This is a genomic window from Pseudomonas putida (assembly GCF_016406145.1).
GTDB classification, from domain to species: domain Bacteria; phylum Pseudomonadota; class Gammaproteobacteria; order Pseudomonadales; family Pseudomonadaceae; genus Aquipseudomonas; species Aquipseudomonas putida_E.
Genome location: NZ_CP066306.1, coordinates 3,025,503 through 3,049,810, shown reverse-complemented (window position 1 = coordinate 3,049,810; position 24,308 = coordinate 3,025,503). Strand labels below are relative to the sequence as shown.

At 59.8% G+C, this 24,308-nt stretch carries 20 protein-coding genes and 3 pseudogenes; 12 read left to right on the top strand and 11 right to left on the bottom strand.

From position 1 onward, the window contains the following. Positions 1-8: 8 nt before the first annotated feature. From JET17_RS14000 to JET17_RS27805, 3 genes and pseudogenes are all read right to left on the bottom strand, one after another. On the bottom strand, positions 9-1,685 hold the full coding sequence (locus JET17_RS14000) for a DUF2599 domain-containing protein (protein ID WP_012314608.1): 1,677 nt from the start codon (positions 1,683-1,685) through the stop codon (positions 9-11). 126 nt (positions 1,686-1,811) lie between these two features. Continuing rightward, complete coding sequence (locus JET17_RS27810; protein ID WP_420094552.1) at positions 1,812-2,546, bottom strand: methyl-accepting chemotaxis protein; 735 nt, start codon at positions 2,544-2,546, stop codon at positions 1,812-1,814. Between the two features lie 138 nt (positions 2,547-2,684). Next, positions 2,685-3,356: pseudogene (locus JET17_RS27805) on the bottom strand (cache domain-containing protein); the annotation flags it as partial. Positions 3,357-3,746: 390 nt separating this feature from the next. Here JET17_RS27805 and JET17_RS13990 point away from each other — a divergent pair. Next, positions 3,747-4,577: an undecaprenyl-diphosphate phosphatase gene (locus tag JET17_RS13990; RefSeq protein WP_012314606.1), complete on the top strand. Its 831-nt coding sequence runs from the start codon at positions 3,747-3,749 to the stop codon at positions 4,575-4,577. Further along, positions 4,570-5,007, top strand: a complete 438-nt coding sequence (locus JET17_RS13985) for a DUF1294 domain-containing protein (RefSeq protein WP_012314605.1) — start codon at positions 4,570-4,572, stop codon at positions 5,005-5,007. The genes JET17_RS13990 and JET17_RS13985 overlap by 8 nt, the downstream gene beginning before the upstream one ends. A gap of 28 nt (positions 5,008-5,035) precedes the next feature. Here the strand turns inward: JET17_RS13985 and JET17_RS13980 are convergent, their stop codons facing one another. Continuing rightward, a complete protein-coding gene (locus JET17_RS13980) occupies positions 5,036-5,380 on the bottom strand; it encodes an MmcQ/YjbR family DNA-binding protein (protein ID WP_420094551.1) in 345 nt (114 codons plus the stop codon). A 7-nt stretch (positions 5,381-5,387) separates the two neighbouring features. Then, positions 5,388-6,290: a LysR substrate-binding domain-containing protein gene (locus JET17_RS13975; protein ID WP_012314603.1), complete on the bottom strand. Its 903-nt coding sequence runs from the start codon at positions 6,288-6,290 to the stop codon at positions 5,388-5,390. A gap of 134 nt (positions 6,291-6,424) precedes the next feature. Between JET17_RS13975 and JET17_RS13970 the strand changes: the two genes are divergently transcribed. Further along, positions 6,425-7,036: an FMN-dependent NADH-azoreductase gene (locus JET17_RS13970; RefSeq protein WP_012314602.1), complete on the top strand. Its 612-nt coding sequence runs from the start codon at positions 6,425-6,427 to the stop codon at positions 7,034-7,036. Between the two features lie 59 nt (positions 7,037-7,095). Here JET17_RS13970 and JET17_RS13965 read toward each other — a convergent pair whose 3' ends face one another. From JET17_RS13965 to JET17_RS13945, 5 genes and pseudogenes are all read right to left on the bottom strand, one after another. Next, positions 7,096-8,289 (bottom strand): MFS transporter, encoded by a 1,194-nt coding sequence (locus tag JET17_RS13965; RefSeq protein WP_012314601.1) that lies wholly within the window; start codon positions 8,287-8,289, stop codon positions 7,096-7,098. A gap of 186 nt (positions 8,290-8,475) precedes the next feature. Next, on the bottom strand, positions 8,476-10,062 hold the full coding sequence (locus tag JET17_RS13960) for an ABC-F family ATPase (RefSeq protein WP_012314600.1): 1,587 nt from the start codon (positions 10,060-10,062) through the stop codon (positions 8,476-8,478). 20 nt (positions 10,063-10,082) lie between these two features. Beyond that, a pseudogene (locus JET17_RS13955) lies at positions 10,083-10,274 on the bottom strand (site-specific integrase); the annotation flags it as partial. Positions 10,275-10,464: 190 nt separating this feature from the next. Next, entirely contained in the window at positions 10,465-10,812 is a 348-nt protein-coding gene (locus tag JET17_RS13950) for a hypothetical protein (protein WP_012314598.1), read from the bottom strand. A 1-nt stretch (position 10,813) separates the two neighbouring features. Beyond that, the gene (locus JET17_RS13945) at positions 10,814-11,533 is read right to left on the bottom strand and encodes an SOS response-associated peptidase family protein (RefSeq protein WP_012314597.1); all 720 of its coding nucleotides are present in this window, start codon (positions 11,531-11,533) and stop codon (positions 10,814-10,816) included. A gap of 102 nt (positions 11,534-11,635) precedes the next feature. Here JET17_RS13945 and JET17_RS13940 point away from each other — a divergent pair, with 102 nt between their 5' ends. From JET17_RS13940 to JET17_RS27295, 8 genes and pseudogenes are all read left to right on the top strand, one after another. After that, on the top strand, positions 11,636-12,064 hold the full coding sequence (locus JET17_RS13940) for a LexA family protein (protein WP_042111991.1): 429 nt from the start codon (positions 11,636-11,638) through the stop codon (positions 12,062-12,064). After that, entirely contained in the window at positions 12,054-13,328 is a 1,275-nt protein-coding gene (locus JET17_RS13935) for a Y-family DNA polymerase (protein WP_012314595.1), read from the top strand. Before JET17_RS13940 ends, JET17_RS13935 begins: the two co-directional genes overlap by 11 nt. A gap of 453 nt (positions 13,329-13,781) precedes the next feature. Further along, complete coding sequence (locus JET17_RS13930; protein ID WP_012314594.1) at positions 13,782-16,337, top strand: type VI secretion system Vgr family protein; 2,556 nt, start codon at positions 13,782-13,784, stop codon at positions 16,335-16,337. Beyond that, complete coding sequence (locus JET17_RS13925; RefSeq protein WP_012314593.1) at positions 16,334-18,358, top strand: effector protein Tle3 domain-containing protein; 2,025 nt, start codon at positions 16,334-16,336, stop codon at positions 18,356-18,358. Before JET17_RS13930 ends, JET17_RS13925 begins: the two co-directional genes overlap by 4 nt. Continuing rightward, entirely contained in the window at positions 18,355-20,043 is a 1,689-nt protein-coding gene (locus tag JET17_RS13920) for a type VI lipase adapter Tla3 domain-containing protein (RefSeq protein ID WP_012314592.1), read from the top strand. The genes JET17_RS13925 and JET17_RS13920 overlap by 4 nt, the downstream gene beginning before the upstream one ends. Beyond that, positions 20,040-20,309, top strand: coding sequence for a PAAR domain-containing protein (locus JET17_RS13915; protein ID WP_012314591.1), 270 nt, complete (start codon positions 20,040-20,042; stop codon positions 20,307-20,309). Before JET17_RS13920 ends, JET17_RS13915 begins: the two co-directional genes overlap by 4 nt. Positions 20,310-20,422: 113 nt before the next feature. Further along, positions 20,423-21,982 (top strand): type VI lipase adapter Tla3 domain-containing protein, encoded by a 1,560-nt coding sequence (locus JET17_RS13910; RefSeq protein ID WP_012314590.1) that lies wholly within the window; start codon positions 20,423-20,425, stop codon positions 21,980-21,982. Continuing rightward, positions 21,979-22,101, top strand: a pseudogene (locus JET17_RS27295) (PAAR domain-containing protein); the annotation flags it as partial. The gene JET17_RS13910 and the pseudogene JET17_RS27295, both read left to right, overlap by 4 nt. Positions 22,102-22,304: 203 nt before the next feature. On the opposite strand, the gene JET17_RS13905 reads toward JET17_RS27295, so the two are convergent. Continuing rightward, on the bottom strand, positions 22,305-23,213 hold the full coding sequence (locus JET17_RS13905; RefSeq protein ID WP_012314588.1) for an AraC family transcriptional regulator: 909 nt from the start codon (positions 23,211-23,213) through the stop codon (positions 22,305-22,307). A 321-nt stretch (positions 23,214-23,534) separates the two neighbouring features. Here JET17_RS13905 and JET17_RS13900 point away from each other — a divergent pair, with 321 nt between their 5' ends. Continuing rightward, positions 23,535-24,272, top strand: coding sequence for an SDR family oxidoreductase (locus JET17_RS13900; protein WP_012314587.1), 738 nt, complete (start codon positions 23,535-23,537; stop codon positions 24,270-24,272). Positions 24,273-24,308: the final 36 nt, after the last annotated feature.

Genomic DNA, 24,308 nt, shown 5'->3' with positions numbered 1-24,308 from the left:
GTTGCAGATCATGTTGGGTTGCACCCTTGGGCCTTGGTTTTTTCAGCACTCACTGCAGGACGGTGGGGCTCAAGATGCCACTGTGCCTTGCTGCGGAAATTGTTCTGCAGACAAGCCAATTGCGCGCGCATACTGCCTGCCGCGCGTTCCTTCCACTCGATATCGTCGCCACGCAGACGCACCAGTTCCTGGTAGAGAGCCTCGTTGGGGGCCGAGCGTCCGGCCCGAGTGGGAATGACCTGCAGCCCCCACTGCACCTTGCCGCTGCTCCTGTCGGTAAACGTGTTCCACGATGAGCGTTCAATCAGTTCCGAGGTCACAGGCAGCACCGGATTACAGTGCGCCTTTGCCGCGTCGTCGGCACTTACGGTGGGGCGGAAGGGTTCCAGGTTCCATTGCTTCTTCTCGGGGTAATTGCTCACCAGACACTCGAGTTGCTGGCGCATGCTGCCGGGGCTGCGTTCATTTTCCCGCCATTGTGGATCTTGGCCTCGCAGGGCTTGCAGTTCGTCGTAAATGGCCTGCTGAAGCGTGCTTTGAGCCTGCGTGCCGGCTGAAGTGGGCACCACCTTGAGCGTCCACTCCTGGCGACCGCTGCCAGGGTCCAGGCGCAGTAGCCATTGCGCCGACTCAATGTAACCATCCGCGCTGGCCTGTTTGGCGCCCAATGGCACGACCTGGTCTTGTTCGACGAAACCAAACCGTTGAGCAGCGGGTTTGTTGAAGTTCAGACGAAGGATCGGAACAGCGTAGCCCTGGGCGTAGAGCTTGCGCTGGAAGCTGCGCGCAGGTTCCAGCCCTTTGGTAGGTTTGGGCTTCTTGACATCGCCGCGAGTGTTGGCGACGTAGGTGCTGTTGACATCCCAGATCACCGCGTCGATGTAGGGCAGGCGTGCACTGCCATCGTCTGGTGATTGCTGTTGTGCCGGTTCCACGTTGCTCAGCAAGAACTCGTTGAACAATTCCTTGCGGGCAAACGTGTCCTTGCCGATGGTCCTGGGGTTTTCGTGAACATCGATCATCGCGTTCCAGTCCGACGGCTGCTCGGCATTCCAGGAGCATTGAGTTACCTGGATGCTATTCATGTCGTTACGTGCGTAGCGGTAGTTTTTGCGCCATTGCTGCGCGGTATCGACACCTCGCGTATCGCAGTTGCCATAGGCAAGTGCTGCGTTGCGGTTAGGCGGGGAGGTTGCCGAATTTTTCAGATGGTTTGCTGGCAGGGGGTAGCCATAACGGCCGCATCCGTACCATTTGCGTTCGGGGCCTGTGAAGCCGTCGAAGCTATAGATGCACACGAACCCCTTCTCCATGACTGGCAGGCCCAACTCCCGCGCGTCCATGGGCGTACGCAGGATGTATCCGGCGGGGCGTATGAGGCGGCTGGTGCTCAAGTCGCGGCGGATCCAGCTGAATGATGTGGCGCCCGTCTTGACAGCAAAGGGGCTGTAGTCCCATGGGTTGAAATTGCCATCGTCGACCATGCGCAATGTTACGCCACTGCAGTAGTAGTGGCCCCGCGGTGCCAGCGTATCTGGCTCCCGGCAGGCATCGGTCACCGTGTTGTAGTTGCGGTTGATACGCTGCAGCGTTTGTATCGGGTCAAGGTGGGTTATTGGCTGCGGATCGGCCCAGGCAGGGGATAGGGCCACGAGCAGCGCACCGCAAAGGTAACGGGTATCCATAGTGAAACCTCCAGGTCAATGGAGGTTTCACAGTGTTCAGCTGGCCGTACCAGGTCTACTGGCAAAAATGTCAGGTTGGCGCTCGAGAAGCTCTACCTTGAGGGTCCTGGCGTGATCGTGACGCCGCTAAACGCGGAACTGGCGCAACAACTGCTCCAGCTCCTCACTCAATTGGCCCAATGCCACGCCTGCATCACTGGACTGCTGGGCCGCAACGGCGGTCTGCTGCGACAACCCGGCCGTATCCAGCACGTTCCGATTGATCTCCTCTACTACATGCGACTGCTGCAAGGTGGCGCTGGCAATGGTGGCGTTGAGCACCGTAAGGTTGTGCAGCGCCTGGCTGATGGCGTCCAGGCTGGAGCCGGCCTCCCGGGCTTGCTCCACTGTCTGGCGCGAAGCTTCGCTGCTGGTGTCGATGGCCTTGACCGCGGCGTCCGATTGCCCTTGCAGGTGCTCGATCATGGTGTGAATCTCTGCCGTCGACTGGGCGCTGCGTTGAGCCAGCAGCCGAACTTCATCGGCCACCACCGCGAAGCCACGGCCCTGCTCGCCGGCGCGGGCCGCTTCGATGGCCGCATTGAGGGCTAGCAGGTTGGTCTGTTCGGCGATGGAGCGTATCACCTCCAGCACCCCGCCGATTTTCGTGCTGTGCCCGGCCAGGTCACGTATCACGTGTACCGCTTGGTCGATAGTCGCCGAAAGCCGGTCGATCTGCTGCAGGCTGCCATGGATCGCTTGCTGCCCGTGCTCCACCTGCTGCTGCGCTGCGCGCATTTCGCCTGCAGCCTGCTCCGCAGTCTTGGCCACGTCCTGCACCGCGTAAGTCACCTCATTGACCGCTGTTGCTACCTGGTCCATCTGCATCGATTGCTGTGCGCTGCGTTGTTGCGCGGCACCGGCATTGTCACCGACATGCCCGGCGGACTGCGCCAATGAGTGCGCCGCGCCCTGCAGTTGGCCTACCACACGCTGCAACTTGCCGTTGAAACGGTTGAAGTGCTCGCCCAGGTGGGTGATTTCGTCACGGCCATGGGTATCCAGGCGTCGGGTGAGGTCGCTTTCGCCGCTGGCGATGTTGCCCATCGCCTGTACCGCTTCCTGCAACGGGCGGGCGATGCTACGGGCGATGAGCATGACCAACAGAGCCATCAGCAGGGCGATGCCCAGGCCCACCAGCGAGGCATGGCGCAACTGACGGGCGAACTCAGCCTGCACATCATCGATGTACACGCCAGAGCCGATGATCCAGCCCCATGGCTTGAACAGCTGAATATAAGAAGTCTTGGCCACCGGTTCGTTGGCACCGGGCTTGGGCCAGCGGTAATTGACCGGGCCTGCGCCTTGGCTGCGGGCGAGGGCAGCCATTTCGTTGAATACGGCGAAACCGTCAGGGTCGCGAATGGCGGAGAGGTCCTGGCCGTCGAGCTTGGGGTTGGCCGGGTGCATGATCATTTTCGGCCCCAGATCGTTGATCCAGAAGTAGTCGTTCTGGTCGTAGCGCAGCGCGCGCACCACCTGCAGGGCCTGTTGCTGGGCAGCATCGCGGCTGAGCGTGCCGGCGGCCTCCAGGCCCTGGTAATACGCCAGCACGCCCGCAGCGGTCTGCACCACATGGCGGGTTTTCTCCGCCTTGGCCTGGTACAGGTCGCCATGGATCTGACGCAGCATCAGCAGGCCGAGGATCACCAGCATTGCCACCGCAACCAGCAGTATCAGCCACAAACGGCGGCTGATCGACATCGACCTCAAGGTCTTCATGAACGGCACTCCCGCATTGTTCTTTTTATGAAGGTGCATCCAAGCATGCTTTGGCGCTTGGCCAAACCCGACTAATGGCTAAGTGCTAGTTAATGGCTGTGCTGCCGCATGCCGGGCAAGCCTTTGCAAAGCCGCTCTGCTAGGATTTCGGCCGCGCGAGATGAAACCTTTAGGCCACGTGAACTTTTCTACTGGCACTGGTCCCAACTGACGCTGTAAAAAGACCGCGCCGCATGCGGCAATCACAAGCAAATCAAGAACAAGGGGCCTGCAAGCAGCAGCGCTCCAACCGGGGGAATGATGGATTTTTGGACTGCCTTTCAGGCAATCATCTTGGGCGTGGTCGAAGGACTGACAGAATTTTTGCCGATCTCCAGCACGGGTCACCAGATCATCGTTGCTGACCTGATCGGTTTTGGTGGCGAACGGGCCATGGCCTTCAACATCATCATTCAGTTGGCGGCCATCCTGGCGGTAGTATGGGAGTTTCGGCGCAAGATCCTCGATGTGGTGTTCGGCCTGAAAAGCCAGCCGGCGGCGCGCCGGTTCACCGCCAACCTGCTGCTGGCGTTCATGCCGGCGGTGGTGCTGGGCGTGCTCTTCGCCGACCTGATCCACGAGTATCTGTTCAACCCGATCACCGTGGCGACGGCGCTGGTGATCGGCGGTGTGATCATGCTCTGGGCCGAGCGCCGCACCCACAGCGTGGCGGTCGACCACGTCGATGACATGCGCTGGTCGCATGCCTTGAAGATCGGGTTCGTGCAGTGTCTGGCCATGATCCCGGGCACCTCGCGCTCCGGCTCGACCATCATCGGCGGCCTGCTGTTCGGCCTGTCGCGCAAGGCAGCCACCGAGTTTTCGTTTTTCCTGGCAATGCCGACCATGGTCGGTGCGGCAGTGTACTCGGGTTACAAATACCGTGACCTGTTCCAGCCGAGCGATCTGCCAGTGTTCGCGATTGGCTTCGTGACTTCCTTCATCTTCGCCATGATCGCCGTGCGCGGCCTGCTCAAGTTCATCGCCAACCACAGTTACGCCGCTTTCGCCTGGTACCGCATCGCCTTTGGCTTGCTGATCCTTGCCACTTGGCAGTTCGGCTGGGTTGACTGGTCGACGGCGCATGGCTGACAGGGCGCGGGGGCAAACGTCACAGCGGCGTGCTGCGCGCCAGGAGGAGGGCGTACGCAATGTACGCCTCAAGCTGCTGATGCTGGGGGTATTGTGCCTGCTGCCGATGGCGGGCGCGGCGCAGATGGCCTGGAGCGGGCAGTCATGGTTGGCGTTGGCGATTTATCCTGCTGTAAGCCTGGTGACAGTACTGCTGTATTGGCAGGATAAGCAGCAGGCCCGTACCCAAGCCTGGCGCACGCCAGAGAAGGTACTGCATGCCAGTGAGCTGCTGGGTGGCTGGCCAGGGGCGCTGATCGCCCAGCAGCTTTACAGGCACAAGACTCGCAAGGCCTCATACCAGATGGTGTTCTGGGCGATTGTATTGCTGCACCAGGTGTTCTGGGCTGATCACCTGTTTCTGGGTGGGCGTGTTCTGTCTCTGGGTTGAGGGCGTTGTATTGCCCTTCGCGTGCCGCTCACATCAGCAAGCCCACCTGCAACCGCTTCGCCAGCCGCCGCACCACCAACTGGTGCGAGCGCTGCAGCAGGTCACACAATTCTTCCCGGCCCAGGGGGTAGGGCGGCGCCATGCTGATCCACCGTGCCCGTGCCAGGTACGGTGCCGGGCGCACACCAGGCCTGTCGCAGTAGCCCAGAAACAGCTCATCGGCCACCTTGAACGACAAGCCAGCCCCCGCCAGGTCGAGTACTGCGAACATCTTGTTACCGGCCACCGAAAATACCCGGATACCGCCCCACTTATAGTCTTCCCGCGCGCCGGGCAGCGCCAGGCAGAACGCCGCCACCTGTTCCTCGGTCATGGTTTGTCTAGACATAACGGTCTCCACACGCTTCGAACGATGCTGCCAGATGATCGATCCACACCCGTACAGCAGGCAGCAAACCACGCCGATGCGGGTAAACCGCTTGCAGATAGCCGCCCGGCAGCGACCAGTCCGGCAGTAGCCGCACCAGTTCCCCGCGCTCAAGCTCATGCTCGCAGAACATGCTCGGCAACGCAGTAAATCCTAGCCCGGCACGTACGGCGGCATTGCGTACGACAAAATCATCGATGGCCAACCGTGGCTCCAGGGCGATTTCCTGCTGGCGACCATTGGGCCCCAGCAGGCGGAAATGCACCAGCCTGTCTGCTTCAGCAGCGCCCAGTACCGGTAAGGAGGCAAGCTCGGACGGTTCACGGACATGGTCGGCAAAGCCGGGAGCGGCCACCAGTTGCATCTGCGCCTGGCGCAGCCGTCGGGTGACCAGCGCCGGATCTTCATCGCCCAGCTCTCGCACGCGCAGGGCAACATCGATGCCTTCGGAAATCAGGTCGACACGGCGATTGAGCAACACCATGTCCAGTTGCACCTGAGGGTACAGCTCCAGAAATCGGCTGATCACGTCCGGCAGGAACGCATGGGCCAACGCTACCGGGCAGGACACCCGCAAGCGCCCCCGCGGCTCACTACTCATGCTCGCCACCGCCTCGTCAGCGGCCTCGGCTTCCAGCAGCATGGCTTGGCAGTGGTGCAGATAGCGTTCACCCACTGCGGTGAGCTTCAGCTGGCGCGTGGTGCGCTGCAGCAACCGCGTACCCAACCGCTCTTCCAGTTCGGCGATGCGCCGCGACAGACGCGACTTGGGGATGCCCAGCTGGCGTCCGGCGGCGGCGAAGCCACCGGCTTCGACCACGCGAGCAAAGTAGAAGAGATCGTTGAGGTCTTGCATGATGGCTGTCCCACTGTTCTATCTGTGGGACAAACTAACGCATTTTTGCTGACTTATCAGCTATTCGACCGCCCGGTAGGATTCTTTCCATCGTGATCGCCCAATGCTGCGGTCTTCATTCACAGGAGAGTCCCATGAAACTGTTGCACATCGATTCGAGCATCCTGGGCGAGAATTCCGCCTCGCGCCAACTGAGCCGGGAAGTGGTCCAGGCCTGGAAAGCCGCTGACCCGAGCATCGAAGTGGTCTATCGTGACCTTGCCGCCGACGCCATTGCCCACTTCTCTGCTGCCACCCTGGTTGCAGCCGGCACGCCGGAAGACGTTCGCGATGCAGCCCTTGCCTTCGAAGCCAAGCTCAGCGCCGAAACCCTGGACGAGTTTCTTGCCGCCGACGCCGTGGTGATTGGTGCGCCGATGTACAACTTCACCGTGCCGACCCAGCTCAAGGCCTGGATCGACCGCGTTGCAGTGGCTGGCAAGACCTTCCGCTATACCGAGGCAGGCCCTGAAGGCCTGTGCGGTGACAAGAAAGTAGTACTGGTTTCCACCGCTGGCGGCCTGCATGCTGGCCAGCCGACCGGCGCGGGCCACGAAGACTTCCTCAAGGTGTTCCTGGGCTTTATCGGCATCACCGACCTGGAGATCGTTCGCGCCCATGGCCTGGCCTATGGCCCGGAGCACCGCAGCAAGGCCATCGATGCTGCTCAGGCGCAGATTGCCAGTGAGCTGTTCGCCACGGCATGAACAACCTGTAATAAAAAACGGCTGTCGCTTGCGCGACGGCCGTTTTTCTTAGGCAAGGCTCAGCCGCGACGGCTGCGCCTTGCCAGCAACAACGTCAGGCCAACCCCAGTGAGGGCCAGCAGGGCCGCGACGCAGAATATCGACGCATAGCCAAGGTGTGCCGCCACTGCGCCCATGACCGGGCCGGCGATGGCCAATGCCATGTCGAAGAACACCGCATAGGCCCCCAGCCCGGCACCCCGGCTGCTGCTGGGCACCTGCTTGATGGCCTCAACGCCCAGGGCCGGGTACACCAGCGACAGGCCGAAACCGGTGAGGCCGGCCCCCACCAGTGCCCAGAGGGGGGAGGGCGCGAGCCACAACAGGCTCAGGCCGAGCACTTCTGTGGCCATGCAGGCAACCGCCACGTTGTACCCGCCAAAGCGGTTGACGGCGTTGACGAACAACAGCCGCGAAATGATGAAACACACACCGAAGGCACTCAGGCACAAAGCGGCGCCAACCCATCCACGTTCCAGATAATAAAGCGTGACGAACGTGGTCAGGGTGCCATAGCCGATCGAAGCCAGGGTCAGCCCAAGGCCGCAGGGCGCCACACGGCTGAACGCAGACCAGAACGGCAGACGCTCACCGCGCACCACCACCACGTCCGGGCGTTTGCGCAGCACCAGCAGTGCCAGCACGGCGAGCAGCATCAAGGCTGGGCCCAGCACGCTGAAATTCAGGCTATCGACTGCGAGCACGCCAACGGGGGCACCGATGGCGATGGCACCATATGACGCGATGCCGTTCCAGGATATGACCCTGGCCGTGTGTTCAGGCCCCACCTGGCTGATACCCCAGCTCAGGGTAGCAACGCCAATCAGGCCCTGTGCAAGCCCGAGCAACACGCGCCCGCCAAGCAGCAGCGCGAGGCTCAGCAAGGGCGCATTCAAGGTCCAGGCCGAGGCCAGCGTCAATACCCCACATGCCGCGATGCCCAGCAAACCGTAGCGGATCGCTTGCTTGCCGCCCAGCGTATCGGCCACACGGCCTGCGAAAGGCCGGCTGAGCAGGGTAGCCAGGTATTGCAGGCCGATGGTTACCCCGGCAACCACCGCACCGAAGCCCAGTTGGTCGTGTACATAGCTGGGCAGCACCGCAATCGGCAGGCCGATGCAAAGGAACGCGATGAAGGTGTAGAAAACGATCGAGAGGATCTGCAGGGTGATGGAGGCATTGCTGCTGGCGGGGGCGGGCTGTTGCGCGGTCATGGGCTCGTTCGCGGGCGGGCGGTGGGCGTGGCCCCATCATGGCCGTTGCGCGAAGGAAATGAAAGCAGGCTAACGAGTTATTCAAAGGGAAACCGCTCCACAGTTACTGCGTAGTACCTGTGGAGCGTGGTCGCCATATAAAGAGGCCGGCCTGGTCACCTCGAAGGGCCAGACCGGCTAGCGACTTCAGACCAGCACACCCTGGCTGCGCAGGTAGTCGTCATAGGTGCCGCTGAAGTCCACCACACCGTCCGGCGACAGTTCGATGATGCGGGTTGCCAACGACGACACGAATTCGCGGTCATGGCTGACGAACAGCAAAGTGCCCGGGTAGTTTTCCAGCGCCAGGTTCAGCGCCTCGATCGACTCCATGTCCAGGTGGTTGGTGGGTTCGTCCATCACCAGCACGTTCGGCTTTTGCAGGATCAGCTTGCCGAACAGCATGCGGCCCTGTTCACCACCGGAAATCACCTTGACCGACTTGAGGATCTCGTCGTTGGAGAACAGCATGCGCCCCAAGGTGCCACGGATGACCTGCTCACCAGAGGTCCACTGGCCCATCCAGTCGAACAGGGTCATGTCGTCTTCGAAATCGTGCGCATGGTCCTGGGCGTAGTAGCCTACTTCGGCACTATCGGTCCACTTCACCGAGCCTGCATCCGGCGTCATCTCCCCGACCAGGGTGCGCAGCAGGGTGGTCTTGCCGATACCGTTGGGGCCGATGATCGCTACGCGCTCGCCGGCTTCGACAGTGATGTCGAAATTCTTGAACAGCACCTTGTCGTCGAAGGCTTTGGCCATTTTTTCCACGACGACAGCCTGGCGGTGCAGCTTCTTGGTCTGCTCGAAGCGGATGAAGGGGCTGACCCGGCTCGAAGGCTTGACCTCGGCCAGCTGGATCTTGTCGATCTGCTTGGCACGCGAAGTCGCCTGCTTGGCCTTGGAGGCGTTGGCCGAGAAGCGGCTGACAAAAGTCTGCAGTTCAGCGATCTGGGCTTTTTTCTTGGCGTTGTCCGACAGCAACTGCTCGCGCGACTGGGTGGCCGCGGTCATGTACTCGTCGTAGTTGCCAGGGAACAGGCGCAGCTCACCGTAGTCCAGGTCGGCCATGTGAGTGCACACGCTGTTCAGGAAGTGCCGGTCGTGGGAAATGATGATCATGGTGCTGTTACGCGCCGTCAGAATCGTTTCCAGCCAGCGGATGGTGTTGATGTCCAGGTGGTTGGTCGGTTCGTCGAGCAGCAGCACGTCCGGGTCCGAGAACAGCGCCTGGGCCAGCAGCACGCGCAGTTTCCAGCCCGGGGCCACTTCACTCATCGGGCCAAAGTGCTGCTCCAGCGGAATACCCAGGCCCAGCAGCAGTTCACCGGCGCGCGATTCGGCGGTGTAGCCGTCCATTTCGGCGAACTCGGTTTCCAGCTCGGCGACGGCCATGCCGTCTTCCTCGGTCATTTCAGGCAGCGAGTAGATACGGTCACGCTCGGCCTTGACCTTCCACAGCTGGGCGTGGCCCATGATCACCGTGTCGATCACGGTGAATTCCTCGTAGGCGAACTGGTCCTGACGCAGCTTGCCCAGACGGGTGTTCGGCTCGAGCATGACCTGACCACCGGAAGGCTCCAGGTCGCCGCCGAGGATCTTCATGAAGGTCGACTTGCCACAACCGTTGGCGCCGATCAGGCCATAGCGGTTGCCGTTGTTGAATTTGACCGAGACGTTTTCGAACAGGGGCTTGGAGCCGAACTGCATGGTGATGTTAGCGGTGGAGATCAAGGAGCTTACCTATCAATAACTTACGTGGCTTCTTCGCAGCTGCGGACCAATTTCGGACCAATCTGGAGCGTGTCCAGCTCCTGCCAGTCGTTGGACGAGTTAATCCAGCGCGCATAAGTCGATAAGAGCATCTGCACGCCATGCCCGAGCTGTTGGGCGATAAATGTGGGGTTGAGACCAGACATTGAGCGTATTGTCGCATAGGTGCGGCATTGGCGCATCGCGGGCGCCGTTTTATTCATCGCGGTCTTCTTTCTGGCCGCGCAGGCCGACGCATGGCTCTCAGATAAAGCCGCTTGTGGCGATGTATTCGACGGCATCGTCTTGACGACGCTCGCCGAAGGGATGTTCTACCTGGCAGGCAGATGGTGACCCTGGCTGGCAGACTACCCTGCAGACATTTCAGGGCTTGTACTGAATGGTGTACGACGCATCCGTTTGAGGGTCAATGGTAATCGGCATGCCGAACAGCTTACCTTTACATTCACTGACGACGCAGCGATAAACGGACCCCTGCCTGAGCTGTGCCCACAAGCCTTCGTCATGTATCACGATACACGCGACGCGGTTTTCCGGATCCTCTCTGACCTGAGCGACGTGGTGGTCCAGGTCGCAACCGAAATCGGCAGCGGTAAACTCTGGATCGTAGCCGATCAGCACACCATGCCTTTTCAGGTCGTCCCTGATACGCTCAATCACGTCGTCTGCTTCTTGTTTTAGCATGATCGTTATCTCACGGTGCTTGAACATATCAAAACTCTAGCTGACCCTGCCGGTCTTCGCTGTTTATCGGTGCAACCAACGATGCACCCTCATTCCTGACATTGCCCACCGCCTTGTCTACTGGAAACCAACGAAAGTCCGCTGCCGGCCTGCAGCCCTGTTCCACTATCGCCGAAGCCCGCTCTGGTGATGTGCTTGGGGCGATCCATTCCCGGGCAAGCTCAGGGGGCAGCACCAAGGGCTTTCGGTCGTGGATGTCGATCAGGCCCTCGTCCGCAGCTGCGGTGATGATAACGAACCCATCGCGCTCATCCGGGTCAATGCTCTGATGCACTTCAGCGAGCGCTGCGAAGTAGAGTGGCCCTCCATCAGCGCTGGTAATGTAGTACGGCTGCTTGCGCTTCGGCTCCGCTGGATCGGGTATCCATTCGAACCAGCCGTTGGCCGGCGCCAAGGCTCTACCCCCTGGCCAAAGTCCTTTGAAAAACGTGCCCGTCACCACTGTTTCGGCTCGAGCATTGATCGGATCGGGGCGCTTCCCCTTCGCCCAGAACGGCGACCAGCCCCACTTGACGCGATCCACCGTCAATCCATCCCCGACCTGGCGAATGATCTCAACGCGCGTCGACGGCGCTACGTTGTAGCGATTGATGGCCTCATGGTCATAGCCATTGATCACTACCAGGTCCAGCGATAGCTGCCGCAGGTAGTGGTCCATCGACTCGTAGATCGAGTACCGTCCACACATAGCTCACCTCTCGCCCGTCAGAAATTTCAGCGCCCAGGATTGACCGGGCACCCGATGCGGGATCTACTGTATATGTATACAGTTTTTCTCGGGCCTTCCACCATGACCATCACATTTCTGGGTATGCCAACCGGCGGTACCGAACCGTTACCGCTCTATTCGTTTCACGTTCCGGCCGGATTCCCATCGCCTGCAGCGGACCATCTGGAAGGCCATATCTCCCTTGATGAGATATTCGACCTCCGTGCGCCCCATGTGTATCTGGTAAAAGTTGAGGGCGACAGCATGCAGGGGGCAGGGATCTACTCGGGTGACATCGTCATCGTAGACCGCGGGCGTGAGGCGGAGCATGGGGACATTGTCATCGCTGCGGTCAACTGCGAGCCCGTTTGCAAGCGTTTGCACCGCCGTGACGCAGTGGTGATTCTCAAGTCCGAGAACCCGGCGTATCCACCGCGATACATCATGGAAGGCGACGAGCTCGTTATTTGGGGTGTCGTGCGGTACAGCGTGCGCGACCATGCGCAGTAACCAGGTATTTGCGCTGATCGACTGCAACTCGTTCTATGCGAGCTGCGAGCGGGTATTTCGGCCTGACCTGGCCAAAACCCCGATCGTGGTGTTGAGCAACAACGACGGCTGCGTGATCGCCAGGTCCTACGACGCAAAGCCATTCGTGAAGATGGGCGAGCCGTATTTCCAGGCGAAAGACAAGTTGCGGCGGCACGGCATCATGGCCTTCAGCAGCAACTATGCCTTATATGGCGACATGAGCGAGCGCGTCATGACCCTGATCGAGTCGATGGTGCCTGCCACCGAAATCTACAGCATCGACGAATGCTTCGCCGACCTGTCCGGTATTCAGGAAAACCTGACCCAATTCGGTCACAAGTTGCGATCCAGGATCTTCCAGTGCACCGGTATCCCCGTGGGTGTCGGGATCGCCAGCACCAAGACACTTGCGAAGCTGGCCAACCACACCGCCAAACGTTTACAGACGCAGACTGGTGGGGTGGTCGACATTACCGATCCGTTCAAGCGCGATTGGGTCCTGCGCAATACCGAAGTGAAAGAGGTGTGGGGCGTTGGCCGGCGAATGACTGCTCACCTTGAGGCCATGGGCATTCACACTGCGATGGATCTGGCCACGGCTGACCCCTGGACGCTGCGGCAGAAATTCAGCGTGGTGGTGGAGAAGACCGCTCGTGAGCTGGCGGGCATGCCATGCCTGGAACTGGACGAGGCTGAACCTGCGAAGCAGGAGATCTGCTGCAGCCGTATGTTCGGCAAGCGGCTGAACGAACTGGCGCCGATCAAGCAGGCCGTGGCCACCTATGTTGGCCGAGCTGCGCAGAAGCTCCGGGCTCAGGGCTCGGTGTGCAAACGCATGCGGGTGAGCATCCGAACGGGGATGTTCAACCCGGACGAGCCTCGTCATGCCCAAGGGGCACTGGTGGAACTGCCGTACCCGACCTGCGACACGCTGCTCATGACCCGACTGGCCACCGACGCGGTCGGACTGATCTTCAGGCCGGGGTTTCGATACAGCAAGGCCGAGGTATTGCTGATGGACCTGCGGCAACCAGGAGAATTCTCTGAGGACTTGTTTGCACTCAAACAGTCGGTGACGTGTGATCGGCTGATGCAAGTGATGGATGACATCAACGAACGCTGGGGCAGGGGAACGATGCGGGCCGCCAGCGTGCCGGCGACACCGGACTGGGGAATGAGGAGGGAGATGATGAGCCAATCCTATACGACGCGGATCGATCAGCTGTGGACGGTCAAATGTTGAGAGGATGAATCGCTTCATGATCGTCCCCGGACATGCTTGCGCACCTTGTCACTAGGGAGTTGCGCGTCACCGAACCTGGCAACTGCCCGTTTTCTTGCCATTTCGATCACCTCTTTGTTTATCCTGATCTCCCTGCCCAAGGCATCCAATACATGGGGTATGGACGCAGATGCCCTCTTGTGCACCGTCATCGCTGACCCAGCGCCAATCGTCTGGGTAGAACGGCCGAAACGCCCGTATGGCCTGGCCTGTGTCGTCACATTCCGTCTTGCCGGGGAGTCGCATTCAACGCCCACCAGCCACTTCGCTGAAGCTGTCGGTGGAAAGTGAAAAGTCCTGTCATTTGGAACGACCGTCACAGTTTGTCAAATACTGACCCGCCCCGACGGGTTTGGCCCTCCCGGCACCTGTGATACTTTCCACCGCTAGTTTTTACAGGGAGTAATATCGTTGATGGAATTGACGAGGATCTTTGCACCACAAAACCGCCGACTGATCAAACTCACCACCCCCATCCGAGGTGACCAGGCGTTGCTGCTGGAGCATTTCAGCGGCAATGAAGGGTTATCCACGCTGTTCAGCTTCGAGCTGTCGTTGATCAGCCAGGATGCCAGGCTCGAACTCAAATCATTGATCGGCCAACCTGCCTGTTTGGACATCGAGCTGGCCGACGGCGGCCTACGCCATATCCATGGCCACATCACCCGGTTCAACCTGCTGGGCAGCGACGGTGGCCTGGCGCGTTACAGCGCGACACTGAGCCCCTGGCTGTGGATGCTGTCGCGACGCATTGATTCGCGGATCTTTCAAGAGCAGACCATTGAAACGGTCATTCGCACGGTGTTCGAGCACTACGGCGGGTTGCGCCACTTCGAGTTTCGCCTGCTCAGGCCTCTCAAGTCCCACAGCTACATCACCCAGTACCGCGAAACCGACCTGAATTTCGTGTTGCGCTTGCTGGAGCAGGACGGCCTGTTCTTCTACTTCGATCACAGCAAGGACGGGCACAGCCTGATCATCACGGATCGATCCCAGGGCCTGGAAGCGCTGCCTGAGCAACCGCAGATCCGGTACCACAGCGCCTTTGTCACCGAGACCAGTGACTCGATCACCCAGTGGCGCAGCCACCGGGCCTTGCAACCGGGCAAAATGGCCATCCAGACCTTCGATTACAAGCACCCAAGAAATTCGTTGTCCATCGACATGGACAGCCTCAATGAACAGGGCGACGTCCCGCCCTACGAGGTCTACGACTTTTTAGGTGCCTACAGCCACGGCTTGCGCGATGAGGGCGAGGCGCTGGTCCGCCGCCACCTGGAGATCATCGAAGCCCAGGCCAAGACCTTTACCGGCAGCAGCAACTGCCGGGCCATGCGGCCGGGCTACAGCTTCGAACTGACCCAGCACTTCGACCACGAAGGTGGAGCGGCAGAAGCTCGCCAGTTCCTGCTGGTGTCGGTCGCGCACCAGGGGCGCAACAACTATTTCTCGGATGAGCCCGCAGGTTACGACAACCAGTTTGTCTGTATTCGCCAGAGCATCCCTTACCGCCACCCGATCACCGTGCCGCGCCCCGCCATCAACGGGCCGCTCAGCGCGATCGTAGTAGGGCCGGAGGGCGAAGAGGTCTTCACTGACGAGCTGGCGCGGATCCAGGTCCGGTTCCACTGGCAGCGCGGCGACAGCCTGCCGCAGGGTACCACCTGGGTGCGTGTGGCGATGCCCAGCGCTGGCAGAGGTTTTGGCCATCAGTTCTTGCCACGTATCGGCCAGGAAGTGCTGGTCACCTTCCTGGCCGGCGATATCGACCGCCCCGTGGTCACCTCGGTGCTGTACAACGCCGAGCAGACACCGCCGCGCTTCAGCAAAGCCTCGGGCCTGCCAGGCAACCGCGCGCTTTCCGGCATCCAGACCCAGGAGCACAAGGGCCGCGGTTTCAACGAGCTGTTGTTCGATGACACACCGGGCGCCTTGCGTGCCCGCGTCGGCACCACGCACCAGGCCACAGCGCTCAATCTGGGCAAACTCACCGAGCCACGTACTGACGGCCAAGCCAAGGCCCGTGGCAACGGCGCCGAATTGCGCACCGACGCCGCGATTGCCCTGCGCGCCGCCCAAGGCATGTTGCTGACCACCTATGCCCGCCAGGACGCCACAGGGGCACAGCTGGACCGCGAAGAGCTGCTCACGCTGCTGGCCGAGTGCGGGGAGCTGTTCAAAAACCTCGGGCAAACCGCCGCCGCGCGAGGCGGGGCAGCGGTAAACAGCGAGGGCATCGACGCCTTGAGCCAGGCGCTGAAACAGTGGCCAGCGCCCGACAGCGACAGCCCGGGCAAGCCCGTCATGGCCGTTGCGGCTGAGGCGGGTATCACCAGTGCCACACCGCGCTCGCAAACCCACTATGCCGGTGCTAACCACGACACCACCGCCCAGGACCACCTGCAGTTGACCAGCGGCGCCGCCATGCGCCTGCAAGCCGGCAAGGGCATCAGTGCCTTCGCCCAGGATGAGGGGATCAGTGCCATTGCCAACCGCGGCAAAGTGCTGGTCCAGGCCCAGGAAGACGACATCACCGTCAACGCACAAAAAAACCTGCACCTGTCGGCCGCCGAAGGCGAGGCGGTCATCACCGCGCCAACCATCCGCCTGGTGGCCGATGATGGCAGCTATATCAAGATCGGCGGCGGTGTCGAAATCGGCAGCCAAGGCAAGGTTATCGTCCATGCCAGCGAGCATGACTGGGTCGGCCCCAACACCGACAGCGCCCCGTTGCCAGCATTCACCCGCGACCCGGCGGCGCAACGCCTGGCTTTCCACTACCCGGGGCACGCCGACGACAGCGTGCGAATGGCCGTTGACCACGCCTACCAGATCAAACTCGAAGACGGTAGCACCGTGCAAGGCCTGACCGACGCCAGCGGGCTCACCGAACACGTCGAGCGCGAAGCGATGCACCAGGCACAAGTGGCTGCCTTGCGCAGCACCGGCAGCAAAGGAGGCAGCCAATGAGTGGCGATCAATATGCCGTGGCGCAAAGCGTCACCCGGCTGGTACCCAATTTCAGTACCGAACGCAAAATGGAGGTGCCTGCCGACCTGCCAGGGGTGGTGATCTTCTTGCACGGCGTTAATGACCCGGGGGCTTCGTACGAGTCGGTGGAGACGGGGTTGTGCCAAGGGGTGAATGAGCGTTTGGATCGGCCTGATCTGACGGCGGGGCGGTATGGGGCTGACTACAATGCTGCAAAAAAAATCCCCATTCAGGAGCTCGGTGAGGATCACAAAGCCACACTCGACGATCCAGACACGTTCCTTTATCAGCGAGACGCGGACGACCCCAAAACCCGCAGCCTGATGATCCCGTTTTATTGGGGCTATCGCGCCGAGCCTGGCGAGATAAAGCGCGATAAAAATAACGACCCGACCAAACTGCGCGACCAATATCAGGACGTATTCGAAAACCGCCTGGACCGGCACTTCGCCAAGGGCGGCGGGTTCTTCGCCAATGCCACCAACAACCTACTGGAGATGTACAGCCAAGGCTTTGCCAAGGCTATCCGGCATCTCGCACAAGTCACGCTATCCAACACCCAGTACATGGGAAAAGGGCCACACCGGCGTTACTTTGTGTTCGCAGCAACGCGTTTGGCCATGTTGGTCAGTGAGATCCGCCGTGTATCGCCTGATGAAACCATCACCATCATGGGCCACAGTCAAGGCACCTTGATTACCCTGCTTGCTCAAGCGATGCTGATCGACAAGGGCCAACGCTGTGCCGACACCGTCATCATGGTGGACACGCCTTACAGTGTGCTGCCAAAGGCCACACCCAAAGGCCACGACACACTCGCGACATTGATCAACATCGCCACCGCAGTCACCCAGGCACCCCATGCCCAGCCGCCGCTTTCCGCGCTCAGGGACAGCAAGACCTATGGGGGGCGCACGGGCCCCAAGTGGTCACCCACGCAGGGCTCGCGCAAGGACAAGGTGGGTAACCTGACCGTTTTCCCCGAACGTGACAACCGCGGCAAGGTGTACCTGTACTTCTGCCCGGACGACACCACGGTCGCTCTGGACGACGTTCAGGGCATCGGTACCTATGGGGTACCCAATGCCTTGGCTGACGGCAAACCGGCGATGGCGGCGTTGCAGTCCTTGCGCTTTTACCAGCGCATGTGGACCAAGCGTCATCGCAACGGCGAGCCGGTACTGGTCGGCGAAGCCATACAACAAACGGTGCTGCGTGCCGAGGGAGAACCCCGCTACCCTGGCGGCTGGTCAACCGCCGCCGTGGCCTCACAAGCACCAATCGCGAAAGGTGAGGAACGCCTGATCAATGCCGAACCCCTGAACCCGCCCCATGCGCCACAGATGTTTGGCGCCGAGGCAGTAACCGGCACACCCACCCAGGCAGGCCTGGACAGCCCTGATGACGTGAGCATCCGCTCCGCGCTGGGCAATCCGAAGGCCAAGTTCAAATGGTTCAAGGTGCGTACCAACCCTACCCGAATCGACCTGGAAGAAGAACGTGCCCAGTGGAACATCGGCAAAGAGCCCGGCGATCAAACTGCAGCCATACGTCAAAAACCCGTATCGGGTAATGCAATGCTGAAGACCCAGGATCATTACGTCATTTTCCGCGAAGAGACGCCTAATGAAATTCAGGTCCGGATGCCCGCAGATCCGGACGAAATGGACCCTAACAGCTACCACTCGGCCGTTCTGCGCAGCCCGGAGAACCAACGCTGGGTAACGGCGATGGACATTGCTATTGGCCAGGCTCACAGCCTCGATGATCCGGCTATGCGAGAGGTGTTGGTTGCGATTGCGGATTGGAAGTTGGATAAAAGGGACTTTGAGATAATCAAAGAATTACCTGCTTGGTCGCGACTGAGTAGGGAAGCTCAAGCATTGGTAACTGCCAGTAGTAAGTATTATCAACGGGGCGTGTTTCCGTCTTCTGAGTTGGTCTCGCTAATACCGCCGTCCCTGGTAGTCGATGCACCTCTAAAAGGAGTTGGCCGATGAAGGGCTACTCCCCCTACTCTAAGTCACGCCCCAACCTGAAACCTTATCAGCTGATCGCCGGAGTGCTAATTGTGCTCTGGCTCAGCTTCATCTGGATTATACAACTCAAAGCACAGGAAACCGGCATGGTACTTCGCGACATGAAACCCGTCATGGCTTGGGGCATTGCCGCTATTGTCGGCCCGCTGCTGATGATCTTTGGCACTCACTGGTGGGGCAATGCCCTGGCAAGTGAGAAGGCAGAGCTTGCCAATTATCGAAAACAAGTAGAGGCCAAAAAAGCCGAACAGCAGGCCACGCAAGCGCGGACCTACGCCCTGGAAATTCGGGGAGTGGGTCTAGGAATTTACACAGACGGCCAGTCCAGAATCTGGCAGTTCATAAAAAAGAAGAACGACAACTTCGCTTCGATCTACCCGCAGGACGCGAAAGACTACAACCCATCATTAACTTCCAGGAGAAACTCCGCAGACATCAAAGTCCGTATCGCATTCAAGAATTCAGCAGGTGAATCAGTGGCATACTGGCCAATCCCGGTGTTTGCGCTGGGGCCGCCAGATCCCTACGCAAAAGGCTACAGAGCTGCAGGCCTGATCAATGACGGGCGTAATGCTGCGACTTTGGGCGTTTCCCAGTTTCTGTGGCAAGACGATGAAAGCACTACACATGCACAAGGCATGATCGAACGACTGTTCACGTTTTTTGACGATAACCCCAAGGTGCCACAGGCCTTGATCGCGAGCCAGGACGGTGACGTGGCGCGTGACCCTTATCGCAAACCGGGCACACCGGGATTGCAAAATGGCCACGTGGTTCCAACGATCTACGAAAACGCGACTGGCCTGCTGGTCACGCGCTCAGACCGAGTGGACCGCTACATTCGCCCCTTCGTCACCCGTGACGCCGAGGACAATCAGGACAAAAAAACTGATCTCGGGAAACTGTGGGCGTTTTACTGGGATCGGGACAGGGCATTCACAGACTGGTATGAGGCCGCCGAGCACGCCAAAGGCGCTGAAGTCTCGATAGACCCGAGCACCATGTCCAGCGCCTACTGGCAATCGCAACTACCCAACTTGTGGAAAACCATCGACAACCGCGGCCCAGGCCATTTCGAACCGTCCCCTTGGCTGCCCGTGCGTTGGGCCGAACACCAACTGAAAGAATTCGACGCAGCGCCAGTGCTGGGCTACCTGCACCGTCCGATCAAGGTTTCCATGCAGGACGAGCACGGCAAGCGCCTCAAACCCGCGTTGCAGGCCAAGGCCTTGCAGGCAGGTTGGCTCAAGGCCCTCGACACGCTGCCCGATGGGCAAAAACCGGTGCGCGTGTTCTACGACACCACTAACAACGCTGAAGCAGAAATCGCCCTGACCAACGCGTTGCACAGCCTCAATACCGATGGTCAAGGCCTGGATGTGGGCAATGTCGACGAGGGCTATGACATCGGTCGACGCCTGGGCAATACCGGCGTCAGCAGCGCGCTGGTGGAAATCAACCTGGCCACCATCGCCAGCTACCACGACGGCGGTGCCAGTGCCGTGGTGTACGCCGGCAGCGACGGTAGCCTCACCGTGCAGATGATCAGCCCGCCAGATGAGGCACGCAAAGCGAAGAACCAGCAGAACCGTGGTGCTGACCCCTTCAAGTATGGCCTCCCAAGTGTCGGGCGACCCAAGGCATGAACCGTCCCATTTGCCTGGGCGACCCCACCAGCAGCGGGGGCAGCGTGCTGTCATGCCAACTGGCGGGCACCCACACCGTCAACGGTAAAACGCCAGCGGTGCTGGGCGACAAGGCCAGTTGCCCGCTTCACAAAGGGGTTTTTGCCTTTGTCGAGGGGCATCCAAGCCGACGCATGAACGGTAAGCCGGTGGTGCTGCAAGGCCATCGGCTGGCATGCGGGTGTCACGGCGTGGTCAGCCATGCGCTGACTGTGAACGTCGAGTAGTCACGGGTTTCAGACCGCCCAACCCCAAACCTCATCAGCGGATCGCCGGAGTGCAGCTTGTGCTCTGGCTCTGCTTCATCTGGATTGTCCAACTCAAAGCACAGGAAACCGGCATGGTACTTCGCGACATGAAACCCGTCATGGCCTGGGGCATTGCCGCTATTGTCGGCCCGCTGCTGGTGATCTTTGGCACTCACTGGTGGGGCAATGCCCTGGCAAGTGAGAGGGCAGAGCTTGCCAATTATCGAAACCAGATAGAGACCAAAAACGCTGAACAGCAGGCCACGCAAGCGCGGACCTACGCCCTGGAAATTCGGGGAGTGGGACTTGGAATTTACACAGACGGCCAGTCCAAAATCTGGCAGTTCATAAAAAAGAAGAACGACAACTTCGCTTCGATCTACCCGCAGGACGCGAAAAACTACGACCCGTCTTTAGACGTTAGAGAAAGCTCCGCAGACATCAAACTCCGTATCGCATTCAAGAATTCGGCAGGTGAAGCGGTGGCGTACTGGCCAATCCCGGTGTTTGCGCTAGGCCCGCCTGCTCCCTACGATGCCAACTTCACTGCATCGGGCCTAATCAATTCAGGCCGTAATGCTGCAACCTTGGGCGTTACCCAGTTTCTGTGGCAAGACGATGAAAGCACTACCCATGCTCAAGGCATGATCGAGCGATTGTTCACGTTTTTTGACGATAACCCGAAGGTGCCACAGGCTTTGATCGCGAGCCGAGACGGTGACGTGACACGAAACGGTTATCGCAAACCCGGCACACCGGGATTGCAGAATGGCCACGTGGTTCCGACGATCTACGAAAACGCGACTGGCCTGCTGGTCACGCGCTCAGACCGAGTGGACCGCTACATTCGCCCCTTCGTCAGCCATGACGCCGAGGACAATCAGGACAAAAAAACTGACTTCGGGAAATTGTGGGCGTTTTATTGGGACCGGAGCAAGGCATTCATGGACTGGTATGAAGCCGCCGAGCATGCCAAAGGCGTTAAAATCTTGCTAGGCCCGACCACCATGTCCAGCGCCTACTGGCAATCGCAACTGCCCACCTTGTGGAAAACCATCGACAACCGTGGCCCAGGCCATTTCGAACCGTCCCCCTGGCTGCCCGTGCGTTGGGCCGAACACCAATTGAAGGAGTTCGACGCAGCGCCAGTGCTGGGCTACCTGCACCGTCCAATCAAGGTTTCCATGCAGGATGAGCACGGCAAGCGCCTCAAACCCGCATTGCAGGCCAAGGCCTTGCAGGCAGGTTGGCTCAAGGCCCTCGACACGCTACCCGATGGGCAAAAACCGGTGCGCGTGTTCTACGACACCACTAACAACGCTGAAGCAGAAATCGCCCTGACCAACGCGTTGCACAGCCTCAATACCGATGGCCAAGGCCTGGATGTGGGCAATGTCGACGAGGGCTATGACATCGGTCGACGCCTGGGCAATACCGGCGTCAGCAGCGCGCTGGTGGAAATCAACCTGGCCACCATCGCCAGCTACCACGACGGCGGTGCCAGTGCCGTGGTGTACGCTGGCAGCGACGGCAGCCTCACCGTGCAAATGATCAGCCCGCCAGATGAGGCACGCAAAGCGAAGAACCAGCAGAACCGTGGTGCAGACCCCTTCAAGTATGGCCTCCCAAGTGTCGGGCGACCCAAGGCATGAACCGTCCCATCTGCCTGGGCGACCCCACCAGCAGTGGGGGCAGCGCGCTGTCATGCCAACTGGCTGGCACCCACACCGTCAACGGTAAAACGCCAGCGGTGCTGGGCGACAATGACACGGATCGATCAGCTGTGGACGGTCAAATGTTGAGAGGATGAATCGCTTCATGATCGTCCCCGCCACGAACTCTATGATCAGAAGCTTGGACAATCGCAGGCAAGGCCATAGTCAGTGCTGCTACGGATTCAGGCTGTGTGAAAATGTCATTCAAGCCCAAGGTTTTTCATAAAGATTGTTCCCTGGGAAGGCTTTAAGCCGCACCTCACCCCAGAGATCGGAGTTTTGCGATGTCTCGGCTTGGTGGAGCCCCAAACATACGGCTGTATTCTCTGCTGAACTGTGATGGGCTTTCATAACCCACCTTGAACCCGGCCGTGGAAACATCAAGCCCCTCTGAGATCATCAACCTGCGCGCGTGTTGCAGGCGAAGTTGTTTCTGATACTGCAAAGGGCTCATTGCAGTGACCGCCTTGAATCGATGGTGAAGCGTGGAGTTGCTCAAGTTGACGTAGCTCGCGAGCTCATCGATGTGTAACGGCTGCGCATAGTTATTGTTCAGCCATTCAATGGCTCGAGTGACGCGGTGGGTCTGGCTATCGGTTATCGCTATCTCATGTAAGCGCTGGCCCTGCTGGCCTTTTAGCAGCCGGTAAAAAATTTCCCTCAGGGCTAGCGGTGCCAGCGCAGGGATGTCTGATGGCACATCCAGCAGACGTACCAGTCGCAACATCGCATCTAGCAACGGGGTATCGATCTTGTCCAGGTAGAGCCCGCGGTGGGGCTGTTGGCTTGGAACGCCGACAGGACTTACGTCTGCTATCAGCTGAGCGATTTCTGCCGGGTCGATATCCAAGCGGATGCAGAAATAGGGTCGTTCTGAAGATGCCTCGGTCACTTGACCCGCCAGAGGCAGAGTTACAGAGACGACCAGGTAGTTCAGGGGGTCGTAGGTATAGCTCTCTTCCCACAACTGCACCTGCTTGCGACCCTGAACAATGATGCATAGCCCCGGTTTATGCACAGTGTGGATCACATCGGTTGGAGTATCGCTGCGTATGAAATGCAGCTTATCAATCGCCGTCTGATATACGCCGTATGTCGGAGCGATACGTTGCATGGTTGACGCTAGCTCGGCCCTAAGGCGTGTCAGCTCTTCGTTTCGATCACTCATCGCCTTTACCTCCCGTTAGGCTCAACCTGTTGAAGAGGATATGTGGGTCGGCAGCCGTTTGGGTAGAGGCTAATAGGCCAACTACCCAATGCTCACCGCTGCCATCGTTAGGTGTTTGGCAGATCGCTTCGCGTCCAAGCGCTCCTGTGCATCATTCCAGTTGAGGCCATGAAGGTTATCCGTTCACCGCAGGCCGCTCATGCAGGATCGTGCATGTTGAACGCAGGAATTGCATAACCCAGCCCAGCCCAGGCTGCTTACTCTTGCTGCACCACCTGCCGATCGGCGGGGGCCTCTTAAGCCAGAAACAGGAGTGAGAACATGCACGGCATCCAACAAAAAGTCATCGTAATTACCGGCGCCAGCAGTGGTATCGGCGAAGCGACAGCCCGCCTGCTCGCCAGCAAAGGCGCTCGCGTGGTTTTGGGTGCCCGCCGCACCGATCGCCTGGAAGCTCTGGCCAAGGAGATTCGCTCAGCAGGCGGTACCGCTGATGTAAAGGGGCTGGATGTCACCAACCTGGATGACATGCAGTCCTTCATTGACTTCACTGTCGAATTGCATGGCCGCGTCGACGTTCTCGTCAACAACGCTGGAGTCATGCCGCTCTCGAAGCTCGAAGCGCTCAAGGTCGATGAGTGGAACCGAATGATTGACGTCAACATTCGCGGCGTGCTGCACGGCATTGCCACCACGCTGCCGCTCATGCAACAACAGCACGCCGGCCAGATTATCAATATTGCCTCCATTGGAGCCTATGCTGTGAGCCCGACCGCTGCGGTGTACTGCGCCACCAAATATGCCGTACGGGCAATTTCAGAGGGCCTGCGCCAAGAGGTGGGGGGTGACATCCGGGTCACCGTCATTGCACCTGGCGTTACCGAATCCGAACTGGCCGAAAGCATTTCCGATGACGGCGGGCGTGCAGAGATGCGCGAGTTCCGCAAGATCGCGATTCCAGCTTCGGCCATTGCCCGAGCGATTGCCTATGCGGTAGAGCAGCCTGCGGATGTCGACGTCAGCGAATTGATCGTGCGTCCAACCGCAAGTCCATTCTGAGTGTTCTGACGACAGCGAGGAGAGTCTCGCAACAAT

Excerpts from the sequence above, each read along its gene's own strand:
- JET17_RS14000 (WP_012314608.1), bottom strand. The coding sequence starts at position 1,685 with ATGGATACCCGTTACCTTTGCGGTGCGCTGCTCGTGGCCCTATCCCCT.
- JET17_RS27810 (WP_420094552.1), bottom strand. The coding sequence starts at position 2,546 with ATGGACCAGGTAGCAACAGCGGTCAATGAGGTGACTTACGCGGTGCAG.
- JET17_RS13990 (WP_012314606.1), top strand. The coding sequence starts at position 3,747 with ATGGATTTTTGGACTGCCTTTCAGGCAATCATCTTGGGCGTGGTCGAA.
- JET17_RS13985 (WP_012314605.1), top strand. The coding sequence starts at position 4,570 with ATGGCTGACAGGGCGCGGGGGCAAACGTCACAGCGGCGTGCTGCGCGC.
- JET17_RS13980 (WP_420094551.1), bottom strand. The coding sequence starts at position 5,380 with ATGACCGAGGAACAGGTGGCGGCGTTCTGCCTGGCGCTGCCCGGCGCG.
- JET17_RS13975 (WP_012314603.1), bottom strand. The coding sequence starts at position 6,290 with ATGCAAGACCTCAACGATCTCTTCTACTTTGCTCGCGTGGTCGAAGCC.
- JET17_RS13970 (WP_012314602.1), top strand. The coding sequence starts at position 6,425 with ATGAAACTGTTGCACATCGATTCGAGCATCCTGGGCGAGAATTCCGCC.
- JET17_RS13965 (WP_012314601.1), bottom strand. The coding sequence starts at position 8,289 with ATGACCGCGCAACAGCCCGCCCCCGCCAGCAGCAATGCCTCCATCACC.
- JET17_RS13950 (WP_012314598.1), bottom strand. The coding sequence starts at position 10,812 with ATGTTCAAGCACCGTGAGATAACGATCATGCTAAAACAAGAAGCAGAC.
- JET17_RS13945 (WP_012314597.1), bottom strand. The coding sequence starts at position 11,533 with ATGTGTGGACGGTACTCGATCTACGAGTCGATGGACCACTACCTGCGG.
- JET17_RS13940 (WP_042111991.1), top strand. The coding sequence starts at position 11,636 with ATGACCATCACATTTCTGGGTATGCCAACCGGCGGTACCGAACCGTTA.
- JET17_RS13935 (WP_012314595.1), top strand. The coding sequence starts at position 12,054 with ATGCGCAGTAACCAGGTATTTGCGCTGATCGACTGCAACTCGTTCTAT.
- JET17_RS13930 (WP_012314594.1), top strand. The coding sequence starts at position 13,782 with ATGGAATTGACGAGGATCTTTGCACCACAAAACCGCCGACTGATCAAA.
- JET17_RS13925 (WP_012314593.1), top strand. The coding sequence starts at position 16,334 with ATGAGTGGCGATCAATATGCCGTGGCGCAAAGCGTCACCCGGCTGGTA.
- JET17_RS13920 (WP_012314592.1), top strand. The coding sequence starts at position 18,355 with ATGAAGGGCTACTCCCCCTACTCTAAGTCACGCCCCAACCTGAAACCT.
- JET17_RS13915 (WP_012314591.1), top strand. The coding sequence starts at position 20,040 with ATGAACCGTCCCATTTGCCTGGGCGACCCCACCAGCAGCGGGGGCAGC.
- JET17_RS13910 (WP_012314590.1), top strand. The coding sequence starts at position 20,423 with ATGGTACTTCGCGACATGAAACCCGTCATGGCCTGGGGCATTGCCGCT.
- JET17_RS13905 (WP_012314588.1), bottom strand. The coding sequence starts at position 23,213 with ATGAGTGATCGAAACGAAGAGCTGACACGCCTTAGGGCCGAGCTAGCG.
- JET17_RS13900 (WP_012314587.1), top strand. The coding sequence starts at position 23,535 with ATGCACGGCATCCAACAAAAAGTCATCGTAATTACCGGCGCCAGCAGT.